24 protein-coding genes and 1 pseudogene are annotated in these 25,025 nt (G+C 68.0%); 7 read left to right on the top strand and 18 right to left on the bottom strand.

What is annotated here, in order from left to right:
- Positions 1-152: 152 nt before the first annotated feature.
- A complete protein-coding gene (locus LCL61_RS23285) occupies positions 153-809 on the bottom strand; it encodes a GntR family transcriptional regulator (RefSeq protein ID WP_340681663.1) in 657 nt (218 codons plus the stop codon).
- Positions 810-912: 103 nt separating this feature from the next.
- Between LCL61_RS23285 and LCL61_RS23280 the strand changes: the two genes are divergently transcribed.
- Entirely contained in the window at positions 913-1,344 is a 432-nt protein-coding gene (locus tag LCL61_RS23280; protein WP_340681662.1) for a VOC family protein, read from the top strand.
- Between the two features lie 281 nt (positions 1,345-1,625).
- Complete coding sequence (locus tag LCL61_RS23275) at positions 1,626-2,105, top strand: cupin domain-containing protein (RefSeq protein ID WP_340688656.1); 480 nt, start codon at positions 1,626-1,628, stop codon at positions 2,103-2,105.
- Between the two features lie 4 nt (positions 2,106-2,109).
- Here LCL61_RS23275 and LCL61_RS23270 read toward each other — a convergent pair whose 3' ends face one another.
- Entirely contained in the window at positions 2,110-2,517 is a 408-nt protein-coding gene (locus LCL61_RS23270) for a RidA family protein (protein ID WP_340681661.1), read from the bottom strand.
- A 98-nt stretch (positions 2,518-2,615) separates the two neighbouring features.
- Between LCL61_RS23270 and LCL61_RS23265 the strand changes: the two genes are divergently transcribed.
- Positions 2,616-3,005: a helix-turn-helix domain-containing protein gene (locus LCL61_RS23265; protein WP_340681660.1), complete on the top strand. Its 390-nt coding sequence runs from the start codon at positions 2,616-2,618 to the stop codon at positions 3,003-3,005.
- A gap of 293 nt (positions 3,006-3,298) precedes the next feature.
- On the opposite strand, the gene LCL61_RS23260 is transcribed toward LCL61_RS23265, so the two are convergent.
- Positions 3,299-4,072 carry a maleylpyruvate isomerase N-terminal domain-containing protein gene (locus LCL61_RS23260; protein ID WP_340688655.1) on the bottom strand — a complete coding sequence of 258 codons (774 nt, stop codon included), beginning with the start codon at positions 4,070-4,072 and terminating at the stop codon, positions 3,299-3,301.
- Between the two features lie 299 nt (positions 4,073-4,371).
- On the opposite strand from LCL61_RS23260, the gene LCL61_RS23255 reads away from it, so the two are divergent.
- Positions 4,372-5,820 (top strand): DHA2 family efflux MFS transporter permease subunit, encoded by a 1,449-nt coding sequence (locus LCL61_RS23255; protein ID WP_340681659.1) that lies wholly within the window; start codon positions 4,372-4,374, stop codon positions 5,818-5,820.
- A gap of 165 nt (positions 5,821-5,985) precedes the next feature.
- Here LCL61_RS23255 and LCL61_RS23250 read toward each other — a convergent pair.
- The 3 genes and pseudogenes from LCL61_RS23250 to LCL61_RS23240 all read right to left on the bottom strand — a co-directional run.
- A pseudogene (locus LCL61_RS23250) lies at positions 5,986-6,951 on the bottom strand (acyltransferase family protein); the annotation flags it as partial.
- A gap of 57 nt (positions 6,952-7,008) precedes the next feature.
- Positions 7,009-8,403, bottom strand: coding sequence for an ATP-binding protein (locus tag LCL61_RS23245; protein ID WP_340681658.1), 1,395 nt, complete (start codon positions 8,401-8,403; stop codon positions 7,009-7,011).
- Complete coding sequence (locus LCL61_RS23240; protein WP_340681657.1) at positions 8,396-9,073, bottom strand: response regulator transcription factor; 678 nt, start codon at positions 9,071-9,073, stop codon at positions 8,396-8,398. Before LCL61_RS23240 ends, LCL61_RS23245 begins: the two co-directional genes overlap by 8 nt.
- Before the next feature lie 202 nt (positions 9,074-9,275).
- Between LCL61_RS23240 and LCL61_RS23235 the strand changes: the two genes are divergently transcribed.
- On the top strand, positions 9,276-10,985 hold the full coding sequence (locus tag LCL61_RS23235) for a glycoside hydrolase family 6 protein (protein ID WP_340681656.1): 1,710 nt from the start codon (positions 9,276-9,278) through the stop codon (positions 10,983-10,985).
- A 47-nt stretch (positions 10,986-11,032) separates the two neighbouring features.
- Here LCL61_RS23235 and LCL61_RS23230 read toward each other — a convergent pair whose 3' ends face one another.
- Both LCL61_RS23230 and LCL61_RS23225 read right to left on the bottom strand, forming a co-directional pair.
- Entirely contained in the window at positions 11,033-12,493 is a 1,461-nt protein-coding gene (locus tag LCL61_RS23230) for an SDR family oxidoreductase (protein ID WP_340681655.1), read from the bottom strand.
- Positions 12,494-12,504: 11 nt separating this feature from the next.
- Entirely contained in the window at positions 12,505-12,987 is a 483-nt protein-coding gene (locus LCL61_RS23225) for a MarR family winged helix-turn-helix transcriptional regulator (protein ID WP_340681654.1), read from the bottom strand.
- A gap of 106 nt (positions 12,988-13,093) precedes the next feature.
- On the opposite strand from LCL61_RS23225, the gene LCL61_RS23220 reads away from it, so the two are divergent.
- On the top strand, positions 13,094-15,124 hold the full coding sequence (locus tag LCL61_RS23220; RefSeq protein WP_340681653.1) for an MMPL family transporter: 2,031 nt from the start codon (positions 13,094-13,096) through the stop codon (positions 15,122-15,124).
- 66 nt (positions 15,125-15,190) lie between these two features.
- On the opposite strand, the gene LCL61_RS23215 is transcribed toward LCL61_RS23220, so the two are convergent.
- Complete coding sequence (locus LCL61_RS23215; protein ID WP_340681652.1) at positions 15,191-16,432, bottom strand: MFS transporter; 1,242 nt, start codon at positions 16,430-16,432, stop codon at positions 15,191-15,193.
- A gap of 72 nt (positions 16,433-16,504) precedes the next feature.
- Here LCL61_RS23215 and LCL61_RS23210 point away from each other — a divergent pair, with 72 nt between their 5' ends.
- Positions 16,505-17,479 carry a metalloregulator ArsR/SmtB family transcription factor gene (locus LCL61_RS23210; protein ID WP_340681651.1) on the top strand — a complete coding sequence of 325 codons (975 nt, stop codon included), beginning with the start codon at positions 16,505-16,507 and terminating at the stop codon, positions 17,477-17,479.
- Between the two features lie 3 nt (positions 17,480-17,482).
- Here the strand turns inward: LCL61_RS23210 and LCL61_RS23205 are convergent, their stop codons facing one another.
- The 9 genes from LCL61_RS23205 to LCL61_RS23165 form a co-directional block, all read right to left on the bottom strand.
- The gene (locus LCL61_RS23205) at positions 17,483-17,785 is read right to left on the bottom strand and encodes a DUF1905 domain-containing protein (protein WP_340681650.1); all 303 of its coding nucleotides are present in this window, start codon (positions 17,783-17,785) and stop codon (positions 17,483-17,485) included.
- A gap of 171 nt (positions 17,786-17,956) precedes the next feature.
- Entirely contained in the window at positions 17,957-18,742 is a 786-nt protein-coding gene (locus LCL61_RS23200; RefSeq protein WP_340681649.1) for an ESX secretion-associated protein EspG, read from the bottom strand.
- A gap of 35 nt (positions 18,743-18,777) precedes the next feature.
- Complete coding sequence (locus LCL61_RS23195; RefSeq protein ID WP_340681648.1) at positions 18,778-19,992, bottom strand: hypothetical protein; 1,215 nt, start codon at positions 19,990-19,992, stop codon at positions 18,778-18,780.
- 41 nt (positions 19,993-20,033) lie between these two features.
- A complete protein-coding gene (locus LCL61_RS23190) occupies positions 20,034-20,672 on the bottom strand; it encodes a DUF3558 domain-containing protein (RefSeq protein WP_340681647.1) in 639 nt (212 codons plus the stop codon).
- The gene (locus tag LCL61_RS23185) at positions 20,672-21,160 is read right to left on the bottom strand and encodes a hypothetical protein (protein ID WP_340681646.1); all 489 of its coding nucleotides are present in this window, start codon (positions 21,158-21,160) and stop codon (positions 20,672-20,674) included. The genes LCL61_RS23190 and LCL61_RS23185 overlap by 1 nt, the downstream gene beginning before the upstream one ends.
- Positions 21,161-21,554: 394 nt before the next feature.
- A complete protein-coding gene (locus LCL61_RS23180; protein WP_340681645.1) occupies positions 21,555-22,181 on the bottom strand; it encodes a TetR family transcriptional regulator in 627 nt (208 codons plus the stop codon).
- A gap of 1 nt (position 22,182) precedes the next feature.
- The gene (locus LCL61_RS23175; RefSeq protein ID WP_340681644.1) at positions 22,183-23,391 is read right to left on the bottom strand and encodes an NAD(P)/FAD-dependent oxidoreductase; all 1,209 of its coding nucleotides are present in this window, start codon (positions 23,389-23,391) and stop codon (positions 22,183-22,185) included.
- A 2-nt stretch (positions 23,392-23,393) separates the two neighbouring features.
- Positions 23,394-23,588: a ferredoxin gene (locus LCL61_RS23170; protein WP_125782839.1), complete on the bottom strand. Its 195-nt coding sequence runs from the start codon at positions 23,586-23,588 to the stop codon at positions 23,394-23,396.
- Positions 23,585-24,985 (bottom strand): fatty acid desaturase, encoded by a 1,401-nt coding sequence (locus LCL61_RS23165; RefSeq protein WP_340681643.1) that lies wholly within the window; start codon positions 24,983-24,985, stop codon positions 23,585-23,587. The genes LCL61_RS23170 and LCL61_RS23165 overlap by 4 nt, the downstream gene beginning before the upstream one ends.
- Positions 24,986-25,025 lie beyond the last annotated feature (40 nt).

Here is a 25,025-nt window from a genome sequence, read left to right as displayed (position 1 = left end):
CGATGGTCCTCGGGGTGAGTGGCCAAGCCGCGTCCGGAGCCTGTGACCCGGGACACGTCTTATTTCAGGGCTTGAGTTAAGCCTTGGCCAACCTTGCCGTCAAGACCCGCGCACCATTTCGTCCCGTTCGTGCCAGAGGATGCCGGGCACGATCACTTCCCGGTCAGCACAGCGAAGGCCTCGCTGCGGTGGACAGCGAACAGTTCGAGCGCCTTCTCACCGTCACGGGCACGAAGAGCGGCCGCCAGCCGACGATGCTCGGCCGGGATACTCGCGAGGTAGCCGTCGGAACTCACGCCGATCCTCGTCAGCAGGAACAGGTACACCTGCGACCGGATCGCCTGCCACGCCTCGACGAGCCGCCGGTGACCGGACGCCGCGTAGACCGCGTCGTGGAAGTCGATGTCACAGCGGACCATCTCGTGCTCGTCGCCTGCCCGGTCCATCCGGTCGACGATCTCGTCGAGCGCGGCAAGGTCCGCGTCCGGCGCGTTCGCGACCACGAGCCGGACGGCCAGCTGTTCCAGCGCCGACCGCAGGCTGTCGAGTTCCGCGACGTCCACATCGGACAGGGTCGTGACAATCGCGCCGCGATGCCATTCGCTGCGGACCAGACCCTCGCGCTCCAGTCTCAGCAGTGCTTCACGCACGGGGCCGCGGCTGACGCCGAGCGCCGCCGAAAGCTCGACCTCGCGCAGCTGCGCGCCAGGCGGATAGGCGCCACCGAAGATGGCGTCCCTGACCCTGTCGGCGACCTCGTCCGCCAGCCCGCGACGACGTGCCGGCACCACCCTGCCGGGTTCGCTCATCCTCATCCCTCCCGCCGGAACGCCCGATAGTAGCGACCACGCACTTTGTCCTAATGTTAACATTGCGACACGTGCACCTCCCTCCGGAAAGGATCCCCTGGGTATGACCGTCCTCGACTCCCCCATCCCGCGCTTCCACCTCGCCATGCCCGTCGACGACCTCGCCGCCGCACGCGCCTTCTACGGCGAAGTCCTCGGCCTCGAACAGGGCCGCAGCTCCGACACGTGGATCGACTGGAACCTCCACGGCCACCAGTTCGTCACGCACCTCGCGCCCGAGCGGCCGCGCCAGATCCACAACCCCGTCGACGGGCACGACGTTCCCGTGCCCCACTTCGGCTTGATCCTCACCGTGCCGGAGTTCCGGAAGCTCGCGGACCGGCTGCGCGCGGCGGACACCTCGTTCGTCATCGAGCCTTACGTCCGCTTCGAGGGTCAGACCGGTGAGCAGTGGACGATGTTCCTGCTGGACCCCGCGGGCAACGCCCTGGAGTTCAAGGCGTTCGCCGACGACTCGCAGGTCTTCGCCGTCTGACCGGCCGGAAGTGTCGATTCGGGTTCGAACCAAGGCGTCCTGGGCATCTACCGGATTCTGGCTGCGGCTGATCGCGGGTCCGTGAAGGCCTCCTTGCCTACCCTGAGGGTGGTGAAGGAGGCCTTCACCACCCTCAGGATCACCACTCACGACACACCAGCGATCGATAACCCGAGCATTATCGTTCGGTGCCGCATTCCGCGTTGATCAAGGACTGGCGCGGCGGGAAGCTGGTCCTGTCAGCGAGCCTGCTGACCACGGAAAACCAGGGAGACGCCACCATGTTCGACCCCATCCTCCTCCGGGCCGCCGACGCCGAGATCGTCAGCGACGCGCCGGGCAGCGAAATCACGCTGCTGGCCGACTCGGACACCACCGACGGGGGCTTCACCGCGAACCGCGCGACCCTGAAGGACGGCGTCTTCGGCACCCCGGCCCATTTCCACATCCGGGCGACCGAGTTCTTCTTCGTGCTCGAAGGGAAGCTCCAGGTTCTCGTCGACGAAACCCTGCACACGCTGGAGAAGGGCGACTTCCTCGCCGTGCCGCCCAAGGTGCCGCACGCGTTCGGCCCCGCCGCCGGCTCGGACGCCGACGTCCTGGTCACCTTCACCCCGGGCATGGCCCGCTTCGACTACTACCGGCTCCTCGACCGGGTCGCGCGCGGTGAAGCCGACCCCTCGGAGATCGCCGCGTCCTCGAAGCAGTACGACAACCACTACGTCGACAGCCCGATCTGGCGCGCCGCGCGCGGTCAGTGACCGCTCAGTCGACGACCGCGGTCGCCTCGACCTCGACGAGGTGCTCGGGCACGTCGAGGGCCGCGACGCCGATCAGTGTTCCCGGCGGGACCGGGGTGCCGCCCAGCTTCGCGGCCGCCCGGTCCACGCCTTCGAGGAACAGCGCGAGTTTGTCCGGCGTCCAGTCGACGACGTAGACGGTAATCTTCGCGACGTCGTCGAAGGTGGCGCCGGCCTCAGCGAGCGCGGTGCCGATGTTCAGGTAGCACTGTTCGACCTGTGCGGCGAGGTCACCCTCGCCGACGAGGACACCGTCGGCGTCCCAGGACACCTGCCCCGCGATGAAGACCAGCTTCGACCCGGTCGCGATCGACACCTGCCGGTAGGCGGGGATCTCCGGCAGTCCCGCGGGGTTCACCAGGGTGATGCTCATCCGTACTCCTCTTTCATGGTCACTTGTGGTTACCCAGGAACTGTAGGAGAGTGTGCGACGACCTGGAAGAACGCACTTTTTCGTGACTGGGGAACCTCATGGTGACCAAGCGGCTCAACGGTTCGGACGACGCCGATCTGATGCGGGCGGACTCACTGGCGCGGGAGATCTTCTCCGACGTCGCCAACAAATGGGCGCTCCTGATCATCGAGACGATCGGCGACCGAACCCGGCGGTTCACCGAACTGCGCGACGACATCGAGGGCATCAGTCACAAGATGCTCACCCAGAACCTGCGCATGCTGGAGCGCAACGGCCTGATCGAACGGACGGTGCACCCGACGGTGCCACCGCGCGTCGACTACACCCTCACCGAGGCGGGGCACGGCCTGCGCGCCACGGTCGACGGGATGTGCGACTGGACCCACCGGTTCCTCGGCCACATCGAAGACTCGCGACGCCGGTTCGACACGCCTGTCAACGGTTGACGGCCTGGTCGGGGTCTCGCACCGTGCACTTCGCCGCGGTACGGATCCATGCTCCGCAACGGGCCTCGATCACGGCGGCGACACTCACGAGGTTCGGCACCGGCGATGTCGCGTGACTGACCGGACGACACGCGTGATTGGACGGACGACACGCGGCGGAACCCGGCCGCGGTCGTGTCGTCCATCCAGTCACGCGTGTCGTCCATCCAGACACGTGTGTCGTCCGTCCAGTCACGCGAAACCGCCATCCGCGCACCGGCAGCAGGCACCTAACACTCAAGCCACCCGAAGCCCTACGGCAACCGGACCACCCGCAGGAAGGCGGGCAACAGCCACGGTCGCGGACCGCTGACGACGATCTTGCGCGTCAGCGCGGAACGCGGCTTGCCGACCCGGTGGAACAGCATCAGGTTCAGCGTCGGCGGGTCGAAGGAGATCCGCACGTCGACCGGTCCGCCGGACTCCTCGACCGTCACTCGCCCCCGATGCAGCACCAGCACGACCGGGGACGTGTACGCGGACCGGAACGCCACGGCGATGCGTCGATCCCGCGGCGGCTCGCCGGTGTCGAGAAGGTGCCCGATGTCGTGACTCAGCACACCCACCAAGAACAGATCGAAGAACAACGCCGCGTCAGCCGGCTGGATCGTCCACGGCAGCTTCAGCGCCTTGGCGATGTCCCAGCCGTGGATCTGCAGTTCGTTGACGAGGTGCGCGAGGACGCCGGCCAGCGGCACCTTCGAACCCCCGAGCCAGTCCAGCGGGGCACCCGGGTCCGCGCCCTCGGTCACCCGCAGTACTTCTTCGATGTCCGCGAGCAATCCGGTGACGAGCACCTGGATGTCGCGTTCGGGAAAACCTCGCAACACCAAGGCGTTCAGCACGGAAACGGTGTCCACAGTGGTCTTCTCGACCTGGCTATGCCCGCGGGCGTCCAAAATCGACGCGCCGTCCGGCCGCACCAGCGAGGTGTACATCTTCGCGATCATCGCGACATGGGCGACCGTTTCGGCCACCGTCCACTCCGCGGTGACCATCGCGTCCGGATCCGGAACGCGGGCGACCAGTTCCGCGAATCGCGCACCCGTCACCCGATAGGCTCGCCGCACCGAACGCCATCGATCCGCCGTGATCGCTCTGGTCACCTGCCGATTTTATCGTGCTGCCACCGAAAACCGTTCCGCTCACGCGCGGTCCCGCACTGCCCGAAAGCGCAGTGACCGTACTCACTACGGAAATTCACGTGACACACACCGACCGGCACGGGCAGACTGAACGGAAAGACTCAGCCTCGCCTTCGCTGTCACCGTTGCCGGCGCCGAAGGTGGCCAACGCGGACCCGCGCCCTTCCAGGAGCCCTTCACTGATGACCGAGACCCTGCCCGAAACCGCCCACGACCAGGAAAGGGCACCGGCGAAAGCCGGGCTCCTGATCGGGGTCCTGGTCCTTTCCGCGTTCGTGATGATCCTCAACGAGACCATCCTGAGCGTCGCGCTGCGTGACCTGACCGTCGACCTCCAGGTCCCGACCACCACCGTCCAGTGGCTGACCAGCGGCTTCCTGCTCACCATGGCGGTCGTCATCCCGACCACCGGGTTCCTGCTCGAGCGGTTCACCCCGCGCCAGGTGTTCCTGGCCTCGCTCACCCTGTTCAGCACCGGCACCCTGGTCAGCGCGCTGGCCCCGGGCTTCGCCCTCCTGCTGACCGGCCGCGTCATCCAGGCCTGCGGGACGGCGGTGATGCTGCCGCTGCTGATGACCACGGTGATGCGCCTCGTGCCGGTCGAGAAACGCGGCGCCACGATGGGCACGATCACCATCGTCATCGCGGTCGCCCCGGCGATCGGCCCGACCATCGGCGGCGCCGTGCTCTCGTCGCTCGGCTGGCGCTGGATGTTCTGGATCGTCCTGCCGCTCTCGCTCGCCGCCCTGGTGGTCGGTATGGTGCAGCTGCGGCTGGACAGCGACACCCGCAAGGTGCCGCTGGACGTCTTGTCGGTGGTCCTGTCCGCGCTCGGTTTCGGCGGCGTGCTGTACGGCCTGTCGGTGTCCGGCGAATCCGCCGGCGGGCATCAGCCGGTGCCGCCGTGGGCGCCGATTGCGGTCGGTGTCGTGGCGCTCGTGGTGTTCACCTGGCGTCAGTTGCGCCTCCAGAAGGAGGACCGCGCGCTGCTGGACCTGCGTCCGTTCACCCACCGCAGTTTCGTCGTCTCCCTGGTGCTGACGGCCCTGCTGTTCATGTGCCTGCTCGGCGCCGCGGCGATCCTGCTCCCGCTGTACCTGCAGACCGTCCTGCACACCACCACGTTCGTCAGCGGGCTCGCGGTGCTTCCCGGCGGCCTGGTCCTCGGGCTGCTCGGCCGCCCGGTCGGCGCGCTGTACGACCGCTTCGGCCCCCGGCCCCTGGTCATCCCCGGCGCGGCCGCGATGGCGATCTCGCTGTGGCTGTTCGCCCTGCTCGGCGCGGGATCGCCGCTGATCGCGGTCATCGCCATCCACGTCCTGCTGATGGGCGGGCTCGGCCTCATGATGACGCCGCTGATGACCGAATCCCTCGGTTCGCTGCCCGAGCACCTCTATTCACACGGCAGCGCGATCCTCGCCACCCTTCAGCAGCTCGCCGGCGCGCTCGGCACCGCCATGTTCATCGCGGTGGCCACGGCCAGCACGACCACGGCCGGGGCGGTCAGTCCCGACGCGGGCGGTATCCGCACGACGTTCATGGTCGCCGGTTGCGTCGGCCTCGCCGCGTTCGTCGGATCGCTCTTCGTCAAGAAGAGCGCCGGCACCGGTGCGGTGGCCGCGCACCACTGACGTCGACCGCGCGCCCGCCGTCGCCTCCACCGGAGGGACGGCGGGCGCGCGTCGTCCGATCACCTTCCGGCCGTAGGCGATGGCGGGCAGTTCGACCCAGCGGCGCAGCGCGCAGGCGAACACCAACGCGACACCGGTGGTCGCGGCGGCCTTGGCGAGCCCGCTGGGCAGCAGCCAGCCCGTGACCCCGGCCGCGCCGGTCTGGGCGAGGTAGAGCGCGTACGAACGGTCGCCGACGAAGGTCAACGGCCTGCTCGAGAGCAGCGTCCGGACCGGACCCGGCGAAACGACGGCCACGAGCAGCAGTGCCGAGCCCGCCGCGTAGACCGGCACGACGAACTGCCAGTGCCCGCCGAGCGCCTTCGCCAGCGGGCCGACGGAGAACTGCAGCACGACGAACCCGCAGCCGATGACCGTCGCGACGACCGGGCTGGTCAGCGGCCGGACGAGGGCGAACCCGCGCGGATGGTGGAGCGTCATCGCCAGCAGGCAGCCGATGACCAGCGAGCAATAGTGCACCGAAAGACTCGCCCAGGTATGCGAGGGCGCCAGGGGCAACGCGAACAGCACGACACCCAGGACAGCCGAAGCGCCCAGCAGCAGACGCAGCACCGCCCTCCCGCTTCGCGCGAACGAAGTCAGCACCAGCAGCGCGGGCCAGACCAGGTAGAACTTCTCCTCCACGCCCAGCGACCACGACGTCGGGTAGGGCGTGTTGAAGTCGACGAGTTCGTTGCCGAAGACGAGGTAGTACGGCATGGCGTCGGCGAGCCTGCTGCTCTGGTACGTCCCGCCGAGCAGGACCGCGACCGTGGTCAGCGCCAGCAACAGGAAGTACACCGGCATGATCCGGAAGACCCGGCGAAGGTAGAACCCGCGCAACGAGATCCGGCCGTCACGGTCTTCCTCGCGCAGGGCCAGCGTCGTGATGAGGAAGCCGGACAACACGAAGAACAATTGCACGGCGATCCAGCCTTGGAGGCGGTCGACGACCGGGCCCCCGTAGTGGAAGAAGACGACGGCCACGGCGGCGAGCGCGCGTACGCCGGTGAGGCCGGGGAACCACGACGAGGCCAGGTAGTCGGCGTGGCCGAGGGGCCGCCACCAGGAGCGGCGTGCAGGAGCGAACATGCCCCGAAGGTTCGTGCGTGGACGCTGAACCGAAGCTTAAGGAAGCTGAAGTCGTCTTCAGCTTCGCGCTTTCGCCAACGGCAGGCGGACGACGAGCCGGGCACCGCCGTCGTGGTCGGCGACTTCGACGGATCCACCGTGCGCCTCGGCGATCTCGGCGACGATCGCCAGCCCGAGGCCCGCGCCACCGTCGTCACGCGCACGTCCGTCGTCGAGACGCACGAAGCGATCGAACACCCGCTCACGGTCCGCGGCGGGAATGCCCGGCCCGTCGTCGGTGACCGCGACCACGGCGACTTCGTCCACAGTGGACACCTGAATCTCGACGCCCGTACTGGTATGGCGTTGCGCGTTGTCCACCAGATTGCGCAGCAACCGCTCCAGCCTGCCGCGGTCGCCGAGGACCACCGGATCCCCGTCGATCTCCGCCCGGACACTCCTCCGCCCGGAGAGACAGGACTCGACCACTTCGGACAGTCGCACCGGCGTGGTCCGTTCCGGCCCCGCGTTGTCCAGCTTGCCGAGCAGCACGAGGTCACCGACGAGATCCTGCAGCCGGGTGATGTCGAGCAGCGCGTTGCGGCAGGCGTCGCGCCAGTCCAGCCGGTCCGGATGGGCGAGCAACACTTCGAGCTGGGTCCGCAGGGAGGCCAGCGGAGTACGCAGTTCGTGCGACGCGTCCGAGGTGAAGCGGCTCTGCCGGGTGACCGCCGTGTCCAGGCGGGCGAGCATCGTGTTCATCGTTTCGGCGAGCTTCGCGATCTCGTCGGCGCTGTCCGGGGCCGGGACCCGGCGGGAGAGGTCGTGCGCGCCGATCTCCGCGACCTCCGAGCGGATCGCCTCGACCGGCCGCAGCGAACGGCGTACCGCGAGCCACGCGATCACCCCGATCAGCAGTGCGATCATCGGGACACCAGCCAGCAGCGTCACGCGCACCGCATCGAGCGCCGCCTGTCCGGACTCGTCGACGACGGCGGCGCCGTAGATCCGGTACTTGCTGTCGCCGCTCGTCTCGGCCGCGACGTGCACGCGTGTCTCGGTGGTCTCGACAGCACGGCCGAGCACTCCCCGGCAGCCGACCGACCCCGCCATCGACTCGTCGACCGCACCCGCTTCGAGTACCGACACGTAATCACCGGGCTTGTACATGTCCGACTGGCTCAGCATGCCGTGCCGCAGACCGGGGCATCCGATTACGCGCTTGCCTGACCGGTCGATCACCTCGTAGGCCGAGTCCCGGACGAGCAGGAGCAGATCGGCCGGCGCGGCGCCGGTGTTCAGCAGCTGCACGATCGCCGCCGCGCGCGCCTTCGCCACCTGCGCGGCCCCCGCCCCCAGCCGGTTCTGGGCATCGAGCACCAGCCACGCCGAAACGACGCCGAGCGCGAGGAGCGACGTCACGAACGACGTCAGCGCGACCCGGAAGCGGGTCGACCTCCACGCCTTAGGCACCGGAGCCCACCACGTGATAGCCGGCGCCGCGCACCGTCCGGATCGTCTCCGCCCCGAACGGCAGATCGATCTTGCGCCGCAGCGCGCTCACGTGCACCTCGACAAGGTTCACGGTCGCCGACGCGGCGAAATCCCAGAGGTTCTCCAGCAACTCGGCTTTGGTGACCACCTCGCCCTGCCGCTTCATCAGATACGCCAGCAGAGCGAACTCCTTGGTGGTCAACGGGATCTCGGCCGTGCCACGACGGCAGACGCGGCTCGCCTGGTCTAGTTCGAGGTCGCCGAGCCGGAGCGTGCCCGGCCGGGTCGCTCCCCCGCGCCGGATCAGCGCCCGGAGCCGGGAGAGCAGGACGCCGTAGGAGAACGGCTTCGGGAGGAAGTCGTCGGCGCCGGTGTCCAGCGCCTCGATCTCGTCGTCCTCGCCGTCTTTCGCGGTCAGCATGAGGATCGGGGTGGTGTCGCCCCGTTCGCGCAGTCTCCGGCAAACGCGGTAGCCGTTGAGCCCCGGCAGCATGATGTCGAGGATCATCGCGGAATACGGGTGTTCGGCGGCGTACCAAAGCGCGTCGCGGCCGTTGTGCGCGACGTCCACGGCATAGCCCTCGGCGCTCAGCCCCGCGCGCAGCGATTCGGCCAGCCTTCGCTCGTCCTCCACGAGCAAGATCCTCATCCGCTCACGATCCCATACGTCCGAGTCATCTCCGGTCACCGCCCGCCCGCTGTCCGGGTGAAGGCTCGCCGCCGTCAGGACGTATTCCGGGAGCGTTCCCACATTTCAGCTCGCCCGGCCTTGTCACGACCCCGGCCGCCCCTCTACGGTCCTCGATGGGAGCGCTCCCATAAATCGGATTCCGGTCGCAAGGAGGCGACGCATGAGATTCCGCAGAAAGGGTGTTTCGGCACCATCGGCCGTCGGCGCGGTACTCGCGATGGTGGCGGTGCCGGTGGTGCTGGGCTCGAGCGCCGAAGCGGCACCGGGCTGCAAGGTCGACTACACGATCACCAACCAATGGGACACCGGTTTCGGGGCCACCGTCACCGTCACCAACCTCGGTGACCCGATCAGCGGAGGCTGGACGCTGAGCTGGGACTTCCCCGGAAACCAGCAGGTGCAGCAGGGCTGGAACGGCAGCTTCGGCCAGCAGGGCACGCGAGTGACGGTCCGGGACGTGGGATGGAACGGTTCGCTCGACACCGGCGCCGCCGTCTCCCCCGGCTTCAACGGCAGCTACTCCGGCACCAACGGGAAACCCGCCGTCTTCACCTTGAACGGCACCACCTGCACCGGTTCCACCACGCCCACCACCACGACCACTCCCGGTCCTGGCGGCCCCAAGGCGGACAACCCCTACGCCGGCGCCGGGGTGTACGTGAACCCGGAATGGTCGGCGAAGGCCGCCGCCGAACCTGGCGGCGCAAGAATCGCGAACCAGCCGACCGGAGTCTGGCTCGACCGGATCGCCGCCATCGAGGGCACGAGCACGAGCCGCGGGCTGCGCGCCCATCTCGACGGAGCGCTTCAGCAGGCCGCCGGGAAACCGCTGGTCGTCCAGCTGGTGATCTACAACCTGCCCGGCCGTGACTGCTCCGCACTCGCGTCGAACGGCGAGCTCAAGGCGGACGAACTCCCGCGCTACCAGGCCGAGTACATCGACCCGATCGCCACGATCCTCGCCGATCCGAAGTACGCGACGTTGCGGGTGGTGACCGTGATCGAGATCGACTCCCTGCCGAACCTCGTCACCAACGTGACACCACGGCCGACGGCCACGCCCCAATGCGACGTCATGAAGGCCAACGGGAACTACGTCGCCGGTGTCGGCTACGCGCTGGCGAAGTTCGGCGCGATCCCCAACGTCTACAACTACATCGACGCCGGGCACCACGGCTGGCTCGGCTGGGACGACAACCTCGGCCCGTCCGCCGCGCTCTTCGCACAGGCCGCGAAGAGTTCCGGCAGCACACTGGCCAACGTGCACGGCTTCGTCGCGAACACCGCGAACTATGGGGCGCTCAGGGAGCCGTACTTCACCGTGAACGACAGTGTCGGCGGCACTTCGGTGCGGACGTCGAAGTGGGTGGACTGGAACCGCTACGTCGACGAGCTGTCCTACGCGCAGGCTTTCCGGCAGGAGGCCATCCGGGCGGGCTTCCCGGCGGACGTCGGCATGCTCATCGACACCTCCCGCAACGGCTGGGGCGGTGCCGCGCGACCGTCCGGCCCCGGGCCGTCCACCACGGTCGACGCCTACGTGAACGGGAGCAGGACGGATCGCCGCATCCATCTCGGGAACTGGTGCAACCAGGCGGGCGCGGGGCTCGGCGAACGCCCCAAGGCCGCGCCGGAAGCCGGGATCGACGCCTACGTCTGGATCAAGCCGCCCGGTGAATCCGACGGCGCCAGCAAGGAGATCCCGAACACCGAGGGCAAGGGTTTCGACCGGATGTGCGATCCGACGTACACCGGCAACCCGCGGAACCAGAACAACCTGTCCGGCGCGCTGCCCGACGCGCCGCTCTCCGGGCACTGGTTCTCCGCCCAGTTCCAGGAGTTGCTGAGGAACGCTTACCCGGCTCTGTAGGCAATGGTCTCGTGAGTGGTGAGGACGGTTCTAACCGTCCCTGCCACTCACGAGGCTTCTCCTTGTGCCGCACCGGTGATATTGCGGACCATGCCACCGAACACCACACCGTGGAACGGCGCGATCCCCTTCCAGTACGCGTGCCCGGCCAGCCCGTGCGGCTCGAACACCGCTCGCTGCCGGTACACGGTCCGACCGTCCTCATCGGACTCGACGCCGAGTTCGAGCCAGGCGCGCCCCGGCAGCTTCATTTCCGCCCGCAACCGCAGCAGGCGCGGCCGATCGAGATATTCGACGCGCCACCAGTCGAGCGCCTCGCCGAGATGCAGCCGCCGCGGATCCCGCCGCCCGCGCCGCAACCCGACACCGCCGACGAGCCGGTCGGCCCAGCCGCGGACCGACCAAGCCAGCGGGAACGAGTACCACCCGTGTTCCCCGCCGATCGACTCGATGACGTCCCACAGCGCCTCCGGCGAGGCATCCGTCCGCTGCGCCCGTTCATCCTCGTAGACCGTCCCGCCCGCCCAATCCGGATCACTCGGCAGTGGATCCGAAGGCGCCGCGGCACTCGACGCGTCCGACCAGCGGGTCGGCACGTCGGCGTTGCGGATCCGGGTCAGCGCCAGTTCGACGGCGTACTCGTAATGCGTCAGGCCGGCATCGGGGTCGGGGATGTGCTCGGCGATCGAGTGGTCGTGACAGACCACCTCGTGCACCAGCGATTCGATCAGCGGTACGGCGATCGACTTCGGCACGGGCGTGACCAGGTTGACCCACTGCGCGGACAGCCACGGAGTGAGCACCGGAACGGGTACGACCGCTCGCCTCGGCAGACCGGCGACGACGGCGTATCGGCGCATCATGTCCAAATAGGTCAGCACGTCCGGCCCGCCGATGTCGAAGGCGCCGTTCACTTCGGACGGCAGGTCGGCCGCGTGCACGAGATAGTGCAGCACGTCCCGGATCGCGATCGGCTGGATGCGGTTGCGCACCCAGCGCGGGGTCACCATCGCGGGAAGCCGCTCGGTCAAGTAGCGCAGCATCTCGAAGCTCGCCGAACCCGAACCGATGATCACCGCGGCCTGCAGGACGAGGGCGGGTACTCCGGAATCCAGCAGGACCCGGCCCACTTCGGCGCGCGACGCCAGGTGCGGCGACAGCTCCTCGTCGTCCGGCACGATGCCGCCCAGATAAACCAGCCGCCGGGCACCCGCCGCCTTCGCCGCCTCGGCGACCGTCCGCGCCCCTTCCCGGTCGACGTCGACGAAGTCCTTGCGCGCCAGGGAATGTACGAGGTAGTAGACAACCTCGCAGTCGGCCAGTGCCGTCTCGATGGAGGCCGGATCGGTGACGTCGCCGCGTTCGACCTCGACCCGGTCACGCCACGGCTCCTCGGCGACCTTCTCCGGCGAGCGGGCCACCACGCGCACGTCGTGGCCCGCGTCGAGCAGTTGCGGGACCAGCCGTCCGCCGACATAACCGGTCGCTCCGAGCACCACGCATCGCATGCCCCGAGTGTTCACGGTGCCAGGCGACCGCGCACTTCGACGGTCGCGGCGATGCTGTTCCGGAGGAACCGGGCGACCGCCCGCCGCTCGTCCTCCCCCAGGTCGCGCCATGCTTCGGCGTAGCGCTCCCCGAGGGGCTGGAAGAACTCCGCACCGATCCGCCGTGCCTGGTCGTGCATCCGCAATTCGACCTTGCGCCGGTCGGTGGCGCTCCGGTCCCGGTAGAGATGGCCGGCCCGCTCCAGCCGGTCCAGCACCGCCGTCGTCGCCGACGCGCTCAGGTGCAGGGCGCTCGCGAGCCTGCTCGGGCTCATCGGGTCCCCCATACGGGCGGCGTCCATGATCACCGCGAGCGCGTTGAGGTCGGTCCGGTGCAGGCCGTGTGACTCACCGAACATCTCCGCGAACCGGTCCGACTCGACCGTCAGCTGGCGTAGCAGGAGAACGAGCAGATCGTCCGTGACCTGTTCGACCTCTTCAGAGCCCGCGGCCATAACCGGAACCTCCCCTCACGTTGCCCCGTCCGGGTGACCACTCTACTATTTCGATGGTCGAACTATTCACTCGTCGAAGTAGCGATGCCACGGGAGCCATCCGTCCATGATCTCGGAAGTCGAACGCCCAGCCCGCACGCGGTCACCTCTGCGCTGGCTGCTCCCCGCCCTCGTCGCGGTCGCGTGGCTGCTCTTCGGCGGGTTCAGCGGCCCGTACGCGGGCAAGCTGAGCCAGGTCACGGAGAACGACAGCAGCAGTTTTCTCCCGGCGTCGGCCGAAGCCACCGAGGTCGGCGAACTCCAGAAGCAGTTCGCCGGCGCCTCCGTGATCCCGGCGATCGTCGTCGCCGAGCGCCCCGCAGGCCTGACCGAGAACGACAAGCGATTCCTCGCCGACCGCACGTCGAACGCCCGGCTCGTCCCGGCGCCGGGGAGCAACGCGGGCGCGCAGGTCGTCGTGTTCCTGGACGCCAAGAGTGACCCAGGGGACGGCGTCGAGGCGCTGCGAGAGGCGCTCGCCCGCGACACCCCCGACGGGTTGAAGGTACTCGTGACCGGCCCCGCCGCACAGATCGCCGACCTCAAGGAGGCGTTCGGCGGGATCGACGGACTGCTGCTCCTGGTCGCGGGCGCGGTCGTCGCGGTCATCCTGATCATCGTCTACCGGAGTCCGCTGCTCCCCCTGCTGGTCCTGTTGTCCGCGGTCTTCGCGCTGGGAACGGCGAGTCTCGCGGTGTACCTGCTCGCGGATCACGACGTGCTGGCGCTGAACGGGCAGAGCCAGGGCATCCTGTTCATCCTCGTCTTCGGCGCCGCCACCGACTACGCGCTCCTCATGATCTCGCGCTATCGCGAAGAACTCAGGGCGACCGACGACGCGCGCTCCGCGCTCCGCACGGCCTGGCGCTCGACCATCGAGCCGATCGCGGCCTCGGCGGGGACCGTGATCCTCGGCGTGCTCTGCCTGCTGTTCAGCGACCTCAACTCCAACAAAGGGCTCGGCCCGGTCGCCGCCATCGGCATCGGCGCCGCCTTCCTCACGACCATCACGTTCCTCCCCGCGGTCCTGGCCCTGTGCGGGCGCAACGCCTTCTGGCCCTTCCGGCCGACGGTGACCCAGCCTCGCGAAGAGACCGGCGGCATTTGGGCACGCGTGTCCGGTTGGGTCGCCCGCGCTCCGCGCACGATCTGGATCGTCACGACGGTCGTCCTGCTCGCGGGCGGCGCGTTCCTCCCCCAGCTCAAGGCCTCCGGCACCGCGCAGTCCGCCGTCTTCCTCACTCCGGTCGATTCCGTCGCGGGGCAGGAAGTCCTTTCGCGCTACTTCCCCGGTGGCTCCGGCTCGCCCACGGTGATCATCACACCAGCCGGTCAAGCACAAGCGGTCACCACGCTGGCGCGGGTCCCCGGCGTTTCGGACGTCCGCCAAAGCGGCGAAGCGGGCGGGCTCGCGAAGATCGACGCGGTCCTCGCGGATCCCCCGGATTCCGACGCGGCGGTCGCGACGGTCCAACGGATCCGGGAAGCCGTGCACAGCGTCGAGGGCACGAAGGTCGGCGGACCGACGGCGACCCTGCTCGACACGAGGGAGACCTCCGAGCACGACCGGCTGCTGATCATCCCGATCGTCCTGGTCGTGATCTTCCTCGTGCTCGCCCTCCTGCTGCGGTCGCTGCTCGCGCCGCTGCTGCTGATCGGCACGGTGGTGCTGTCCTTCGCCGCGACGATGGGTGTCTCGGCGCTGGTGTTCAACCACGTCTTCGACTTTCCCGGCGCCGACCCGGTCGTCCCGCTGTTCGGCTTCGTCTTCCTTGTCGCGCTGGGGATCGACTACAACATCTTCCTGATGACCAGGGTCCGCGAGGAAGCGGGCAGAATCGGCACGCGGGACGGGACGCTGCGCGGCCTCCGCGTCACGGGCGGCGTGATCACGTCCGCGGGAGTCGTACTCGCCGCGACCTTCGCCGCACTGGCCGTCCTGCCCATCCTCTTCTTGGCGCAGCTGGCGTTCATCGTCGCGTTCGGCGTCCTGCTCGATACGCTTCTGGTGCGCTCGCTGCTGGTACCGGCGCTGGCGGTGGACGTCGGACGGAGGATCTGGTGGCCGTCGAGGCTGGCGAAGACCGGCCGGGAATGAACGCGGCGATCGCCGGGCCGAGTCCCACCTCCCTCCGGCTCTCCACCGCCCTGTCGGGGGTCAGGTTCAAGCACGACGGCTCGGTCCACGGGGTGTACGAACTGCGGAGGCTGACCGAACTCCCCGAGGAGTGGCGTTCCGCATCGCCGGAATCAGCACGGGAAGCGCGGCCAAGAGCGCGAAGCCTCGCAAGACTCCCGCGACGGGGTAGGGAACGCGAAGCCCGAACCTGTGCGCGAGCAGCCCACCGGTCAGCGCGCCGAGCGGCATCAGCCCCCAGCCGAGCAGCCGGTACACGCTGTTGACACGGCCGAGCAGCGACGCGGGTACCTCTCGCTGCCGGACGCCGACCGTGACGACGTTCCAGATCGTCGTCACGAAACCGCTCACCGCCAAGAGCCCGCCGAGCACGGCGACGTTCGGGCTGAACCCCATACCGGCGAAGACGACGGCGTTCACGGCGAGCGAGACGAGGAGCGCGCGGAGGTCACCGAGCCGGGCGACCAGCCGCGCGATCACCAGTCCGCCCGCGATGCCGCCGACCGCCGCGCCGGCGAGCAGCAGACCGAACACTCCCGCGCCGAGATGCAGCACGTCGGTCACGAACAACACGAGAGTCGCGTTCCCGAACTGACCGCAGAACGTGTTGACGCCCAGCAGCAAAGCAAGAGTACGAAGCAGGCGGTGTTTCCTCAGCCAGCGAAGTCCGTCGAGGACCTTCACTCGTTCCGACGGCACGTGTCGTCGGCGGGGCAGCCCGGCAAGAAGCAGGGCGGCGAGGACGAACGACACGGCGTCGACGGCGAACGGGAGCGTCCAAGCGAGCGCGAAGAACAGGCTTCCCAGAGGCGGGCCCCCGAACTGCCTGCCGACGACCAACGCCACCTGCTGGCTGCCGTTCGCCTGATGCAGCCGGCCTTTCGAGACGAGGTCCGGGAGCACCGTTTGCGCCGCGTTGTCGTAGAAGACGTCGCACGACCCAAGCGCGAACGCGAGTACGACGAGCACCGGCACGGTGACCACCCCCGCCGCGACGAGCACGGTGAGCACGCCGACGATCAGGGCTTGGAGTGTCTGTGTTCGCCACATCAGGGCGATCCGGTCGACCCTGTCGGCCACAGATCCCGCGACGAGCGACAGCAGAAGCCACGGCAGATACGTCGTGGCGGAGACCAAGGCCATGTCCCTCGCGTCGTGGCTCACCGTCACGGTCAGCAAGGGCAGCGCCGCGGTGAAGACGCCGTTTCCGAGACTGTCGATCCCGGTGGCCCACCACAGTCGTCGGTAGGCGTGAGGCAGGTGGGACATGATCGGATCGTGGCGCCGCCTGGTGATCCCGAAACACCATTTAGCTCGTCCCTACATACTCGAATGATGCCGATGACCCTCGAACTCGGTGTGGCCGAACTGGCCGCGACCCGATTCGCGATCTCGCCACTGTCCGAAACCGTGGCTTGTCTGCTTCAGATCGCCGGCCTCGACCGGAATCCGGTCAACCTGCCCTGGCTGCGGTGGGCTCAGGAGGAGCTCGATCGCGAGCCCCTCGATCTCTCCCGGACCTGGCCGCTGCTCGTGAACGGCAAGCTGAGCTGGCCGGAGTTCCTCGTCCCCGCTCCCCGCGACTCAGGGGCCTCCCTCGACAATGACCTGGACGCGCTACGGCGGACCCCGGAAGCTCGGGTGCGAGCGAGTCTCGGCCGGGTCTTCGGTGGAAGGCTCCCCACCGCCGCCGCGGCACTCGCCGACAACCCCACGTCCGGTCTGCGAGAGATCGCCGACGAACTACGTGAAGCGCATGACCGCCTGGTCGCGCCGCATTGGCCGCGGATACGGGCAGTGCTGGACGCCGATGTCGGGTTCCGCGCAAGGCAACTGACCGCGGGCGGTGCCGAGCGGTTGTTCGCCGATCTGCATCCGGATCTGCGCTGGCGCGCCGATCGGGTGACGCTGGCCGGCGAACGATGGCGAGAACGGCACAGTGTCGTCACACGAGGGCCGGGTGGCCTCGTGCTGATGCCGGTCGTCCTCGGGTCTCCGTATGTCCTGATCAAGAAGAACACCTCGACCCAGACCACGATCCGCTATCCGGCGCGGGGAACCGGCGCCCTGTGGGCTGCCGGAACCCCTTCGGCCGGGTCCAGCACAGTACGACTGCTGGGGCGGACGCGGGCAGACCTCCTCTCGGCCCTGTCGTCCCCCGCGACCACGACCGATCTGGCCCGTGCTTTGGGCGTGACTCCGAGCGCCGTTTCCCAGCACCTCAAGGTCCTGCGGGACAGCGGACTGGTCGCACGCGAACGCTCCGGCCGCAGCGTCCTCTACCTGACGACACCGCTCGGTGAACGCCTGCTTTGACGGTCAGAGGTCGATCAGCTCGACCGTCACCTTCGCCACATCACCTTCCTCGATCCCTTCGGCCTTGCGGACCGCTTTCTTCACCGGCAATACGTACGCGCCTCGTTTGGCGTCCGGGAAGATCGACGTCTTCCATTGGCTGCCACCGATACCGACCTGGACCCGGACCGCGCCGAACCCTCTACGCGGGCCGTCGGTGATCTCGCGGATCTCCTCGGAGATGTCCTGGGGCAGGCTGACGAAGGTCCAGGTCTCCTCGCGGCGGGCGTCCCAGACCCAGAGCTCGGCATCGAACACGACGATCATCGGTGGAGCCTCGCATACGGGTCCGACAGTTTCCGCCTCGTCGCCGCTGACCACTTCGGTGTCCCCAATGTGGCATCGGGGGTGTGCTGAACGTCGCCAGGGGACCCGCCCTCTTGTGACATGCTCGGGACCTGCCGATTTTGTGTTCATGCAGGTCGCCGGCGTTCGGTGTCAGAGGGTGCGGTTGGTGTTCTCCAGGAGCCGCACCAACCCATCGCTACCGGCCGCGTGGATGTACTCGGTGCCGTCCTTGTCGGTGTTGGTGTAGGTGATCACCCGCCCGCGCTCGATCAAGTCCACGACGGTGATCGGCACACTCCGGGAGCGTCCGCGCGCGGTGGTGAATGCTGTATACAGCTGGTGGGTCGCGTCGCGTGGGGCGTGCATGAGTTCGGTGATCAGGTCCCGGTCCGGGTCGCCTTGTTCGGGGTCGGAGTGGGCGAGCGGGCTACGGCTCGCCGCAACCGCCACCGGCCGCGCGGGGGCCGTGCGCGGCACGGACAGGTCCCGGATTTCTGCCGAGTCGACAGGGGGCAGCACCTCCACCAGATCCGCCGCCAGGTACCGGTGGTCCGGTAGTGGTTGCAGGATCACCGCGTCGTCATCGACCAGCACCCGCACCGCGTCGCGATCTCGGGAACCGGTGAAGAACCCGCCCCCGTCGCGGTCGCTCCCCGCCGGGTAAGCGGTCCACCCGTAGAACTCACGATCCGCTCCGCCCACCACCTTGAGAGTGTCGAGCAGGAGCGGGCTCACCCGTTGCCCACGCGCCAATCGATGCTCGGACAGCAGTTCCCAAGTGCCCGCTTCGATCCGCGCTGTAGCCCCATCGGGCATGTAGTACCCGGTGTTGGTGCCAAAGATCGGGTGCGGGTTCCCCAGGTCGCTCGCGTGCCACCCCCACACCGTGAGTAACGCGAGTTTCGGCAACACCAGCGGCGCGTCAATGAGAGCCATAGCGCGTGTTTTCCTTGCATATCAAGGGAACGTGGTCATGTTCCGATAGTCGGCGGAACAACCGTGTACCCGGTCTCGGGGTCGATATCGGCGATCTCCAACGGAGCCTCCTCCAGCCCGTACTTACGGGCGTGTTCGATGTCCTCGCTCTTGTCGCCGCGCGCGCCGGGAGCCATCGCCCCACCGGGCGCGCCCGGGGCACCCGTACCGGTCGACCGCGCGCCCGCCCGGCCGGACTCGCTACCGCCCGCGCCGCCGAGGACACCCGCACCGCTGCCGCGACCAGCACCCACGCCGCCCGCGCGCCCACCAACCCCGCCGATGGCAGAGCCGGGCGTGCCGGGCAGAAAGCCGCTACCGACCCCTGACCCGGTCTCGGTCCGACCGCTCGATGGGGAAGGGATGTTCGGGGTGGACAGGCCATCGCGCGCGGCTGGGTTGTAGCCAGAGGTCGCAGTGTGATCTCCTCCCACACCGGCCCCGACGTGAGAACCACTGCCAGGAGTGCCTGGTGTGTGACCGGGGGGCGGGAACGGAGAGAACCCCGAACTACCCACATAGCCGCCGTCACCGTCGCTGCGCCCCCCCACACTCGGAGGGGGTGAGGGGTGCCCCGGTGGTGGGGTCCCACCCTTCTTGCGAGGAGGCACTAACGCGATATCCGCGCCGTCATAAAAACCCAGCTGCCCGTAGTCGCGTTGCAAACCACTTTGTGCCTGCTTGAGTTGGCTTTCATAGCTTTTGTAGGTCGCGAGGTTGAATTCCGCCTTTTTATTGTAGTCGTTGATCGCCTTTTCAGTGTCGGTGTCCCATGGCGAAATCACATCCCCGAAACTCTTGTCCGGACGTGGGGGCATCGGCTTGAGGGTGGCTCTGGTGTGCTCAAACCCTGACGCGGCAGTCAACACCAACTGTTGATTACGTGCCATGGACCTATCAGCCGAATCAGCCACCGTATAGAGCTTATGGACACGCTCGCGTGCGGCATCCGCACCCGCACCGGACCAGGAAGAGTCCAGGCCGCCGATGATCTCTCGGAGGATACCCGCGTGGTCGCCCTGTCCTTTCGAGGCCCGCCCTGCCTGCGTGGCGGCCTCGTGCCACGGGCTGGAGGTACCCGCGTGCACCTGCTTCACGAATGTGGGCACCGGCACCGGCTGCGTACCAAGATCCCCGCTAAACAAATCGCGGGTCCAGTTTACCGCCCTTTTCAAGGAATCCCCGGCAGCCTTACCCAGCTCAGAGAACAAGCCCCCGACACCATGCACGAGACCAGAAAGAAAGCTCACGCCTAGACACCCGCCTTCGCACGAAGACTCGTCATAACGAGATCCGCCACCGTGTTAGCCGACTCGCACGGATCTTTCTTGCCTTCCGAGTTGAGGCTGAGAAATACCGACACTTCAATGGTGGTGCTATCGGTCGCCCCGATACTGATCTGACAGAACTCGGTAGGTGAACCACCAGAAGGGGAGACATACGCAACAGCCGGAAAACCTTGCAGGGAAGAAATCGGCTTCCAGATTTCAGCCTTGGGCTTCACATTCTCATAGATAGCGCTCAAGCCGCCAGGCAACTTGGTGGCATACCGCATGGTCACCTGACCCGTAGTGCTTTTATTGAGCCATTGACAACCCGGACCGACCGTGTCCGCGTCCACACGTTTGGTTTCCGAAGGCTTTCCTACGGCCTTGAGGATTTGGTCGGCGTTGAGAGTGTCCGCGCACGGGTCACCGGAGAAAATCGACTCCGGGAGCGGCATGGACACCTTCGGCGCACCCGCATACGGCAATTCCTGCCCTGAACTTGCCGCTGGCGTCGTCGGAGGGGCCGGGGTCGACGTGCCAGGGGTAGCGCCGCTACCCGAGCAGGCCGCGACGGTCAATGCCGTTGCCGCACCGAGTGCGATAATGATGACCTGCCGACGCATTACACCGCTCCTTCTTGAACGCTGCCCTTAAGGGCTTCGCCAGATTCTTGGTCATTTTCGGTTGTTCGGCCCAGCGCCTTCTCAAGTCGCTTGACCAATTCCTTGAGATAGAGCATCTCAAGGCGAACATGCCCCGCCCCATAGGCAAACGCCCCCGGCTGATCGCCGTTCCACGTGGCCGCCTTGGTGAATCCCATGCTCACCGGATCCTCGGCAGCCGACCGCATTCGCTCCAGCGACTGAGTGATGGTCTGATCGTTTCGCAAGTGTTCCAAGACTTCTTTGGCTTTTTGGACCATTCTTTCGGCGTGGTCGCGATCAAGCCGGAACCCGGGAGCATGGGCGGCTTGTTGCACTTGGTCGTTGGTGGCGATTTCGGCGACCTTGGCCCGGTTGACGTTTTCTGTCACTCGGTTTTCCGCCACTCGGTCGTCAGTGATGTAGAACCCCAGGTCACCCAGCCATGACGATCTCTCTGCTTCGGTCACGCGTCCACCCCTCGAACCCCTCGCCCTGGTGCGTTGCGGTGCTGATCGGTGCAGCCTGTTCAGTCGCGCCGATCAGAGTAGCGGATCGTTCACCGTGCGTGTGCTGTTACAAGAGTGGTCGCTCGGCTACTGATGGGTATCTCCGCCAGTGGTAACGCGATGTGACACCGACCGCGGGAGGTTTAGCACGGGGGTACATTTCGCTCACCGCGACGGGCGAACGACGGGGATTTCCGGCTACCGGTGGTCCGGGCTTCCGGCGGGCCAATGCCACCCATCAGGCTTTCGATCTTCTCCAGCTCGCCCGTCTCCGGCACATGCGACAAACGCGCAGGAGTCGTCATCAAGAGGCGACGGCATGTCCAGAAAACTCGACTCCCCGAGCGGCAGCGCCCTAACTCTGCGAAGGATGCCGCAGTGACCGAGCCGTCGTCGCGCCGAGTACACGCGACGCCATCCACGCCAGCGCGTCGGCCGTGCGCGCCGGAGTGTCCGACGGCTGCATGATGTGGCTCAGCACGGTCCGGACCACGACGTCGATGGCGACGTCGAGCTGCTCGGCGTCCAGCGGCGGACCGTAGGCGCGAACACGACCGCGCAGCATCACCGTCGCTTCGCCAAGGAGGCTCCCGGCCCGCGACGTCAGCAGCGGCAGCAACTCGGTGTCGGCGCCATGTGTGGCCGAGACGATGGCGCGCAGCAGGAGGTTGTCGTCGGCGAGTTCGAGGACGCCTCGGACGGCGTCGTGGATCGCCTCGACGAGGTCGCCGGGGTGCCGTTCGAACGCTTCACGGACCACAGCGAGGAACCGGGCGAGTTCGTGCGAGATCATCGCTTCGGCCAGCTGGCTCTTCGAGCCGAGTTCGTTGTAGACGGTCTGACGGCTGACGCCGACGATCTCCGCGAGTTTGCTCATCGTCACCGAGGACCAGCCGGAACGCACGGTCAGTTCGATCGCCGACGCGACGATCGGTTGACGGTACGGACCCCCCGTCGCCGGTACCTCACTCATGATCGTCATTCTAGGCCGCCGTGCCCGCCGCGAAAGCCAGCGCCTCGGGCCACGGCGCCCGTCCCGCGATATGGCGGCGGTACTTCATGATCTCGCGCGGCCGGTCGATCGTCAGCGCCCCGACGACCCGGTCCCCGCGCCGGTACAGCGCGGTGAAGCCACCGGCCTCCGGGACGGCGGCCACCACCTCGTCCGCCCGCGGGGTGCCGACGAATTGGATCCGGTGGTCGTACCAGTCCGACCAGAAGTACGGCACCGGCGCCAGCGCGCGTGCCGTCGCCGGGGCGAGCGCGTGACGAGCGGCCGCGGCACCCTGCTCCGCGGCGTTCGTCCAGTGCTCCAGCCGCATCAGCTCGCCGTCGAACAACGGGTTCGAGGCGTGTGCGACGTCTCCGGCGGCGTACACACCGGGGACCCCGGTCGACAGCGTCGCATCGCACACCACGCCACCGTCGCGCTCGTGCAGCGGGACCCCGCTCCCCGCCAGCCAGCCGGTGGCCGGGACGACGCCGATGCCGGCGACCACCAGATCCGCGGGCAGCACCTCACCGGTCGAAAGCCGGACGCCGGTCACCGCACCGCCGTCGGATTCCAGGCCGGTGACCGTCGTGGAAAGCCGCAGTTCCGTACCCGCGTCGTGGTGCAGTGAAGCGCACACCGCGCCCGCCTCGGCCCCGACCGCTCGGACGAGCGGGACGTCGAGCGCTTCGACGATCGTCGACGACAGCCCGCGTTTCCGGGCCGCGGCGGCGACCTCCGAGCCGATGAAACCCGCCCCGATCACGACCGTGCGCGCGCCGTCGTCGAGTGCGGCACGGACGGCGAACGCGTCCTCGGCGGTCCGCAGCGTGTGAACCCCGGCGATCCCGTCGCTGCCGGGGAGCCGCCGCGCGGTGGCACCGGTCGCGATCACCAGTGCGTCGTAGGGAACCGTCGTTCCGGCGACCGACACCTCGCGAGCGGCGGTGTCGAGCCCGTCCGCCGGCGCGCCGAGCATCAACTCGACGCCGATCTCGTCGCGCAGCACCGCCTCGGTGTGGAAGGGGTCGACTCGCCCCGAGCCGTCCGCGGCCAGGAAGGATTTCGACAGCGGGAGCCGGTCGTAGGGCGGGTGCTCCTCCGCGCCGATCAGCACGATCCGTCCCCGGTACCCGCCCCGGCGCGCGGCCTCGACCGCGCGCAGTCCGGCCAGTGACGCTCCCACGACGACCAGTGCCATCGTCAGTCCCGCAGCTTCAGCGCGAGGACCGGGCAGGCGTCGACAGCGGCCGACAGGTCCTGGCGGTATTCCTCACCGGGCCGCTCGTCGAGCACGACGACCGTCCCGTCGTCGCCCACTTCGAAGAAGTCGGGCGCCATCGCCTCGCACATGCCCAGCCCGTCGCATTTCGCGCGGTCCGCTTCGATCTTCATCATGCTCCGACCCTTCCCGGTGCCACGAAATCGACCTTCTCCCGCACGCCGCAGTCCGGGCAGCACCACGAATCCGGGATCGCCGACCACGGCGTTCCGGCGGGGAAACCCTCACGCGGATCGCCGAGTTTCTCGTCGTAGACATAGCCGCAGCCCGGGCACATCCCGCCTTCGGTCGCGTCGCCGTGCGTGTCGGCGACGACCCGGGACGGCGCGGTGACGCGCGTTCCGTAGCGCGCCAGGATCTTCGCCCGCTTCGACGGCTGGATGTTGGCCCGGGAGATGTCGCCGTCGAAATGCGCGAGGACGCGCGGATCCATCACCCGCCGCCACACCGGCGGGAACAGCGCCAGCACGATCATTCCGGCGTACCCCGTCGGCAGGACCGGCGATTCCGCGAAATCACGCAGCGTCTGGTAGCGGCGAGTCGGGTTCGCGTGGTGATCGCTGTGCCGTTGCAGGTGGTAGAGCAGCACGTTGGTGGCGATGTTGTTGGAGTTCCAGCTGTGGCTGGGATCCACCCGTTCATAGCGGCGCCGGTTCGGCGGGCCGACCTTCTGCCGCCGCATGCCGTAGTGCTCCATGTAGTTCACGACCTCCAGCAGCGAGAAGCCGATCACGGCCTGGATCACCAGATACGGCAGGATCCCCGGCCCCAGCCACACGGTCATGGCCGCCCACAGCACCGCCGACATCAGCCAGGCGTTGAGCACGTCGTTGCCGATCCGGAACGGATGCCGGTCACGACGGGCGTACCGCTTGCGCTCCAGACCCCACGCGGATTTCAGCGAGCCGAACACCGTGCGCGGCCAGAAGCGGTAGAAGCTCTCCCCCACCCGGCTGCTGGCCGGATCCTCCGGGGTCGCCACGCGGACGTGGTGGCCGCGGTTGTGCTCGATGTAGAAGTGGCCGTAGAAGCTCTGCGCCAGCGCGATCTTCGACAGCCAGCGCTCGTGGCTCTCCTTCTTGTGCCCGAGTTCGTGCGCGGTGTTGATGCCGATACCGCCGATGCAGCCGATCGAGATCGCCAGCCCGATCTTGTCCGCGACGGAAAGGTCGCCGCGGGCGATCAGCCAGAACGCGACGACGAAACCCGCGTACTGGATGGGCAGGAAGGCGAAGGTGATCCACCGGTAGTAGCGATCCCGCTCCAGCCGTTCGATCACGTCGTCGGGCGGATTGCTGCGGTCCAGGCCGGCCAGCAGGTCGATCAGCGGCACGATCACCAGGATCACGATCGGCCCGATCCACAACCACACACCCCATCCGGTGGCCGCGTGCAGGCCGATGGCCAGGAAGGCGAGCGAAGGGACCACCAGGCCGATCAGCCAGAGGTACCGCTTGCGGTCGGTCCACCGTTCGGTCGAGCCCGCCGGGATCGTGCCCGTCATCTCGCTCATCGCACCCTCCTCCGTTGGCTGGGTTTACAAAACTTTAGGC

Origin of the sequence: Amycolatopsis coloradensis (assembly GCF_037997115.1) — a bacterium.
GTDB lineage: Bacteria > Actinomycetota > Actinomycetes > Mycobacteriales > Pseudonocardiaceae > Amycolatopsis > Amycolatopsis coloradensis_A.
Note: the sequence above shows the minus strand (reverse complement) of the source record. Positions and strands in the feature narration are given on the sequence as shown.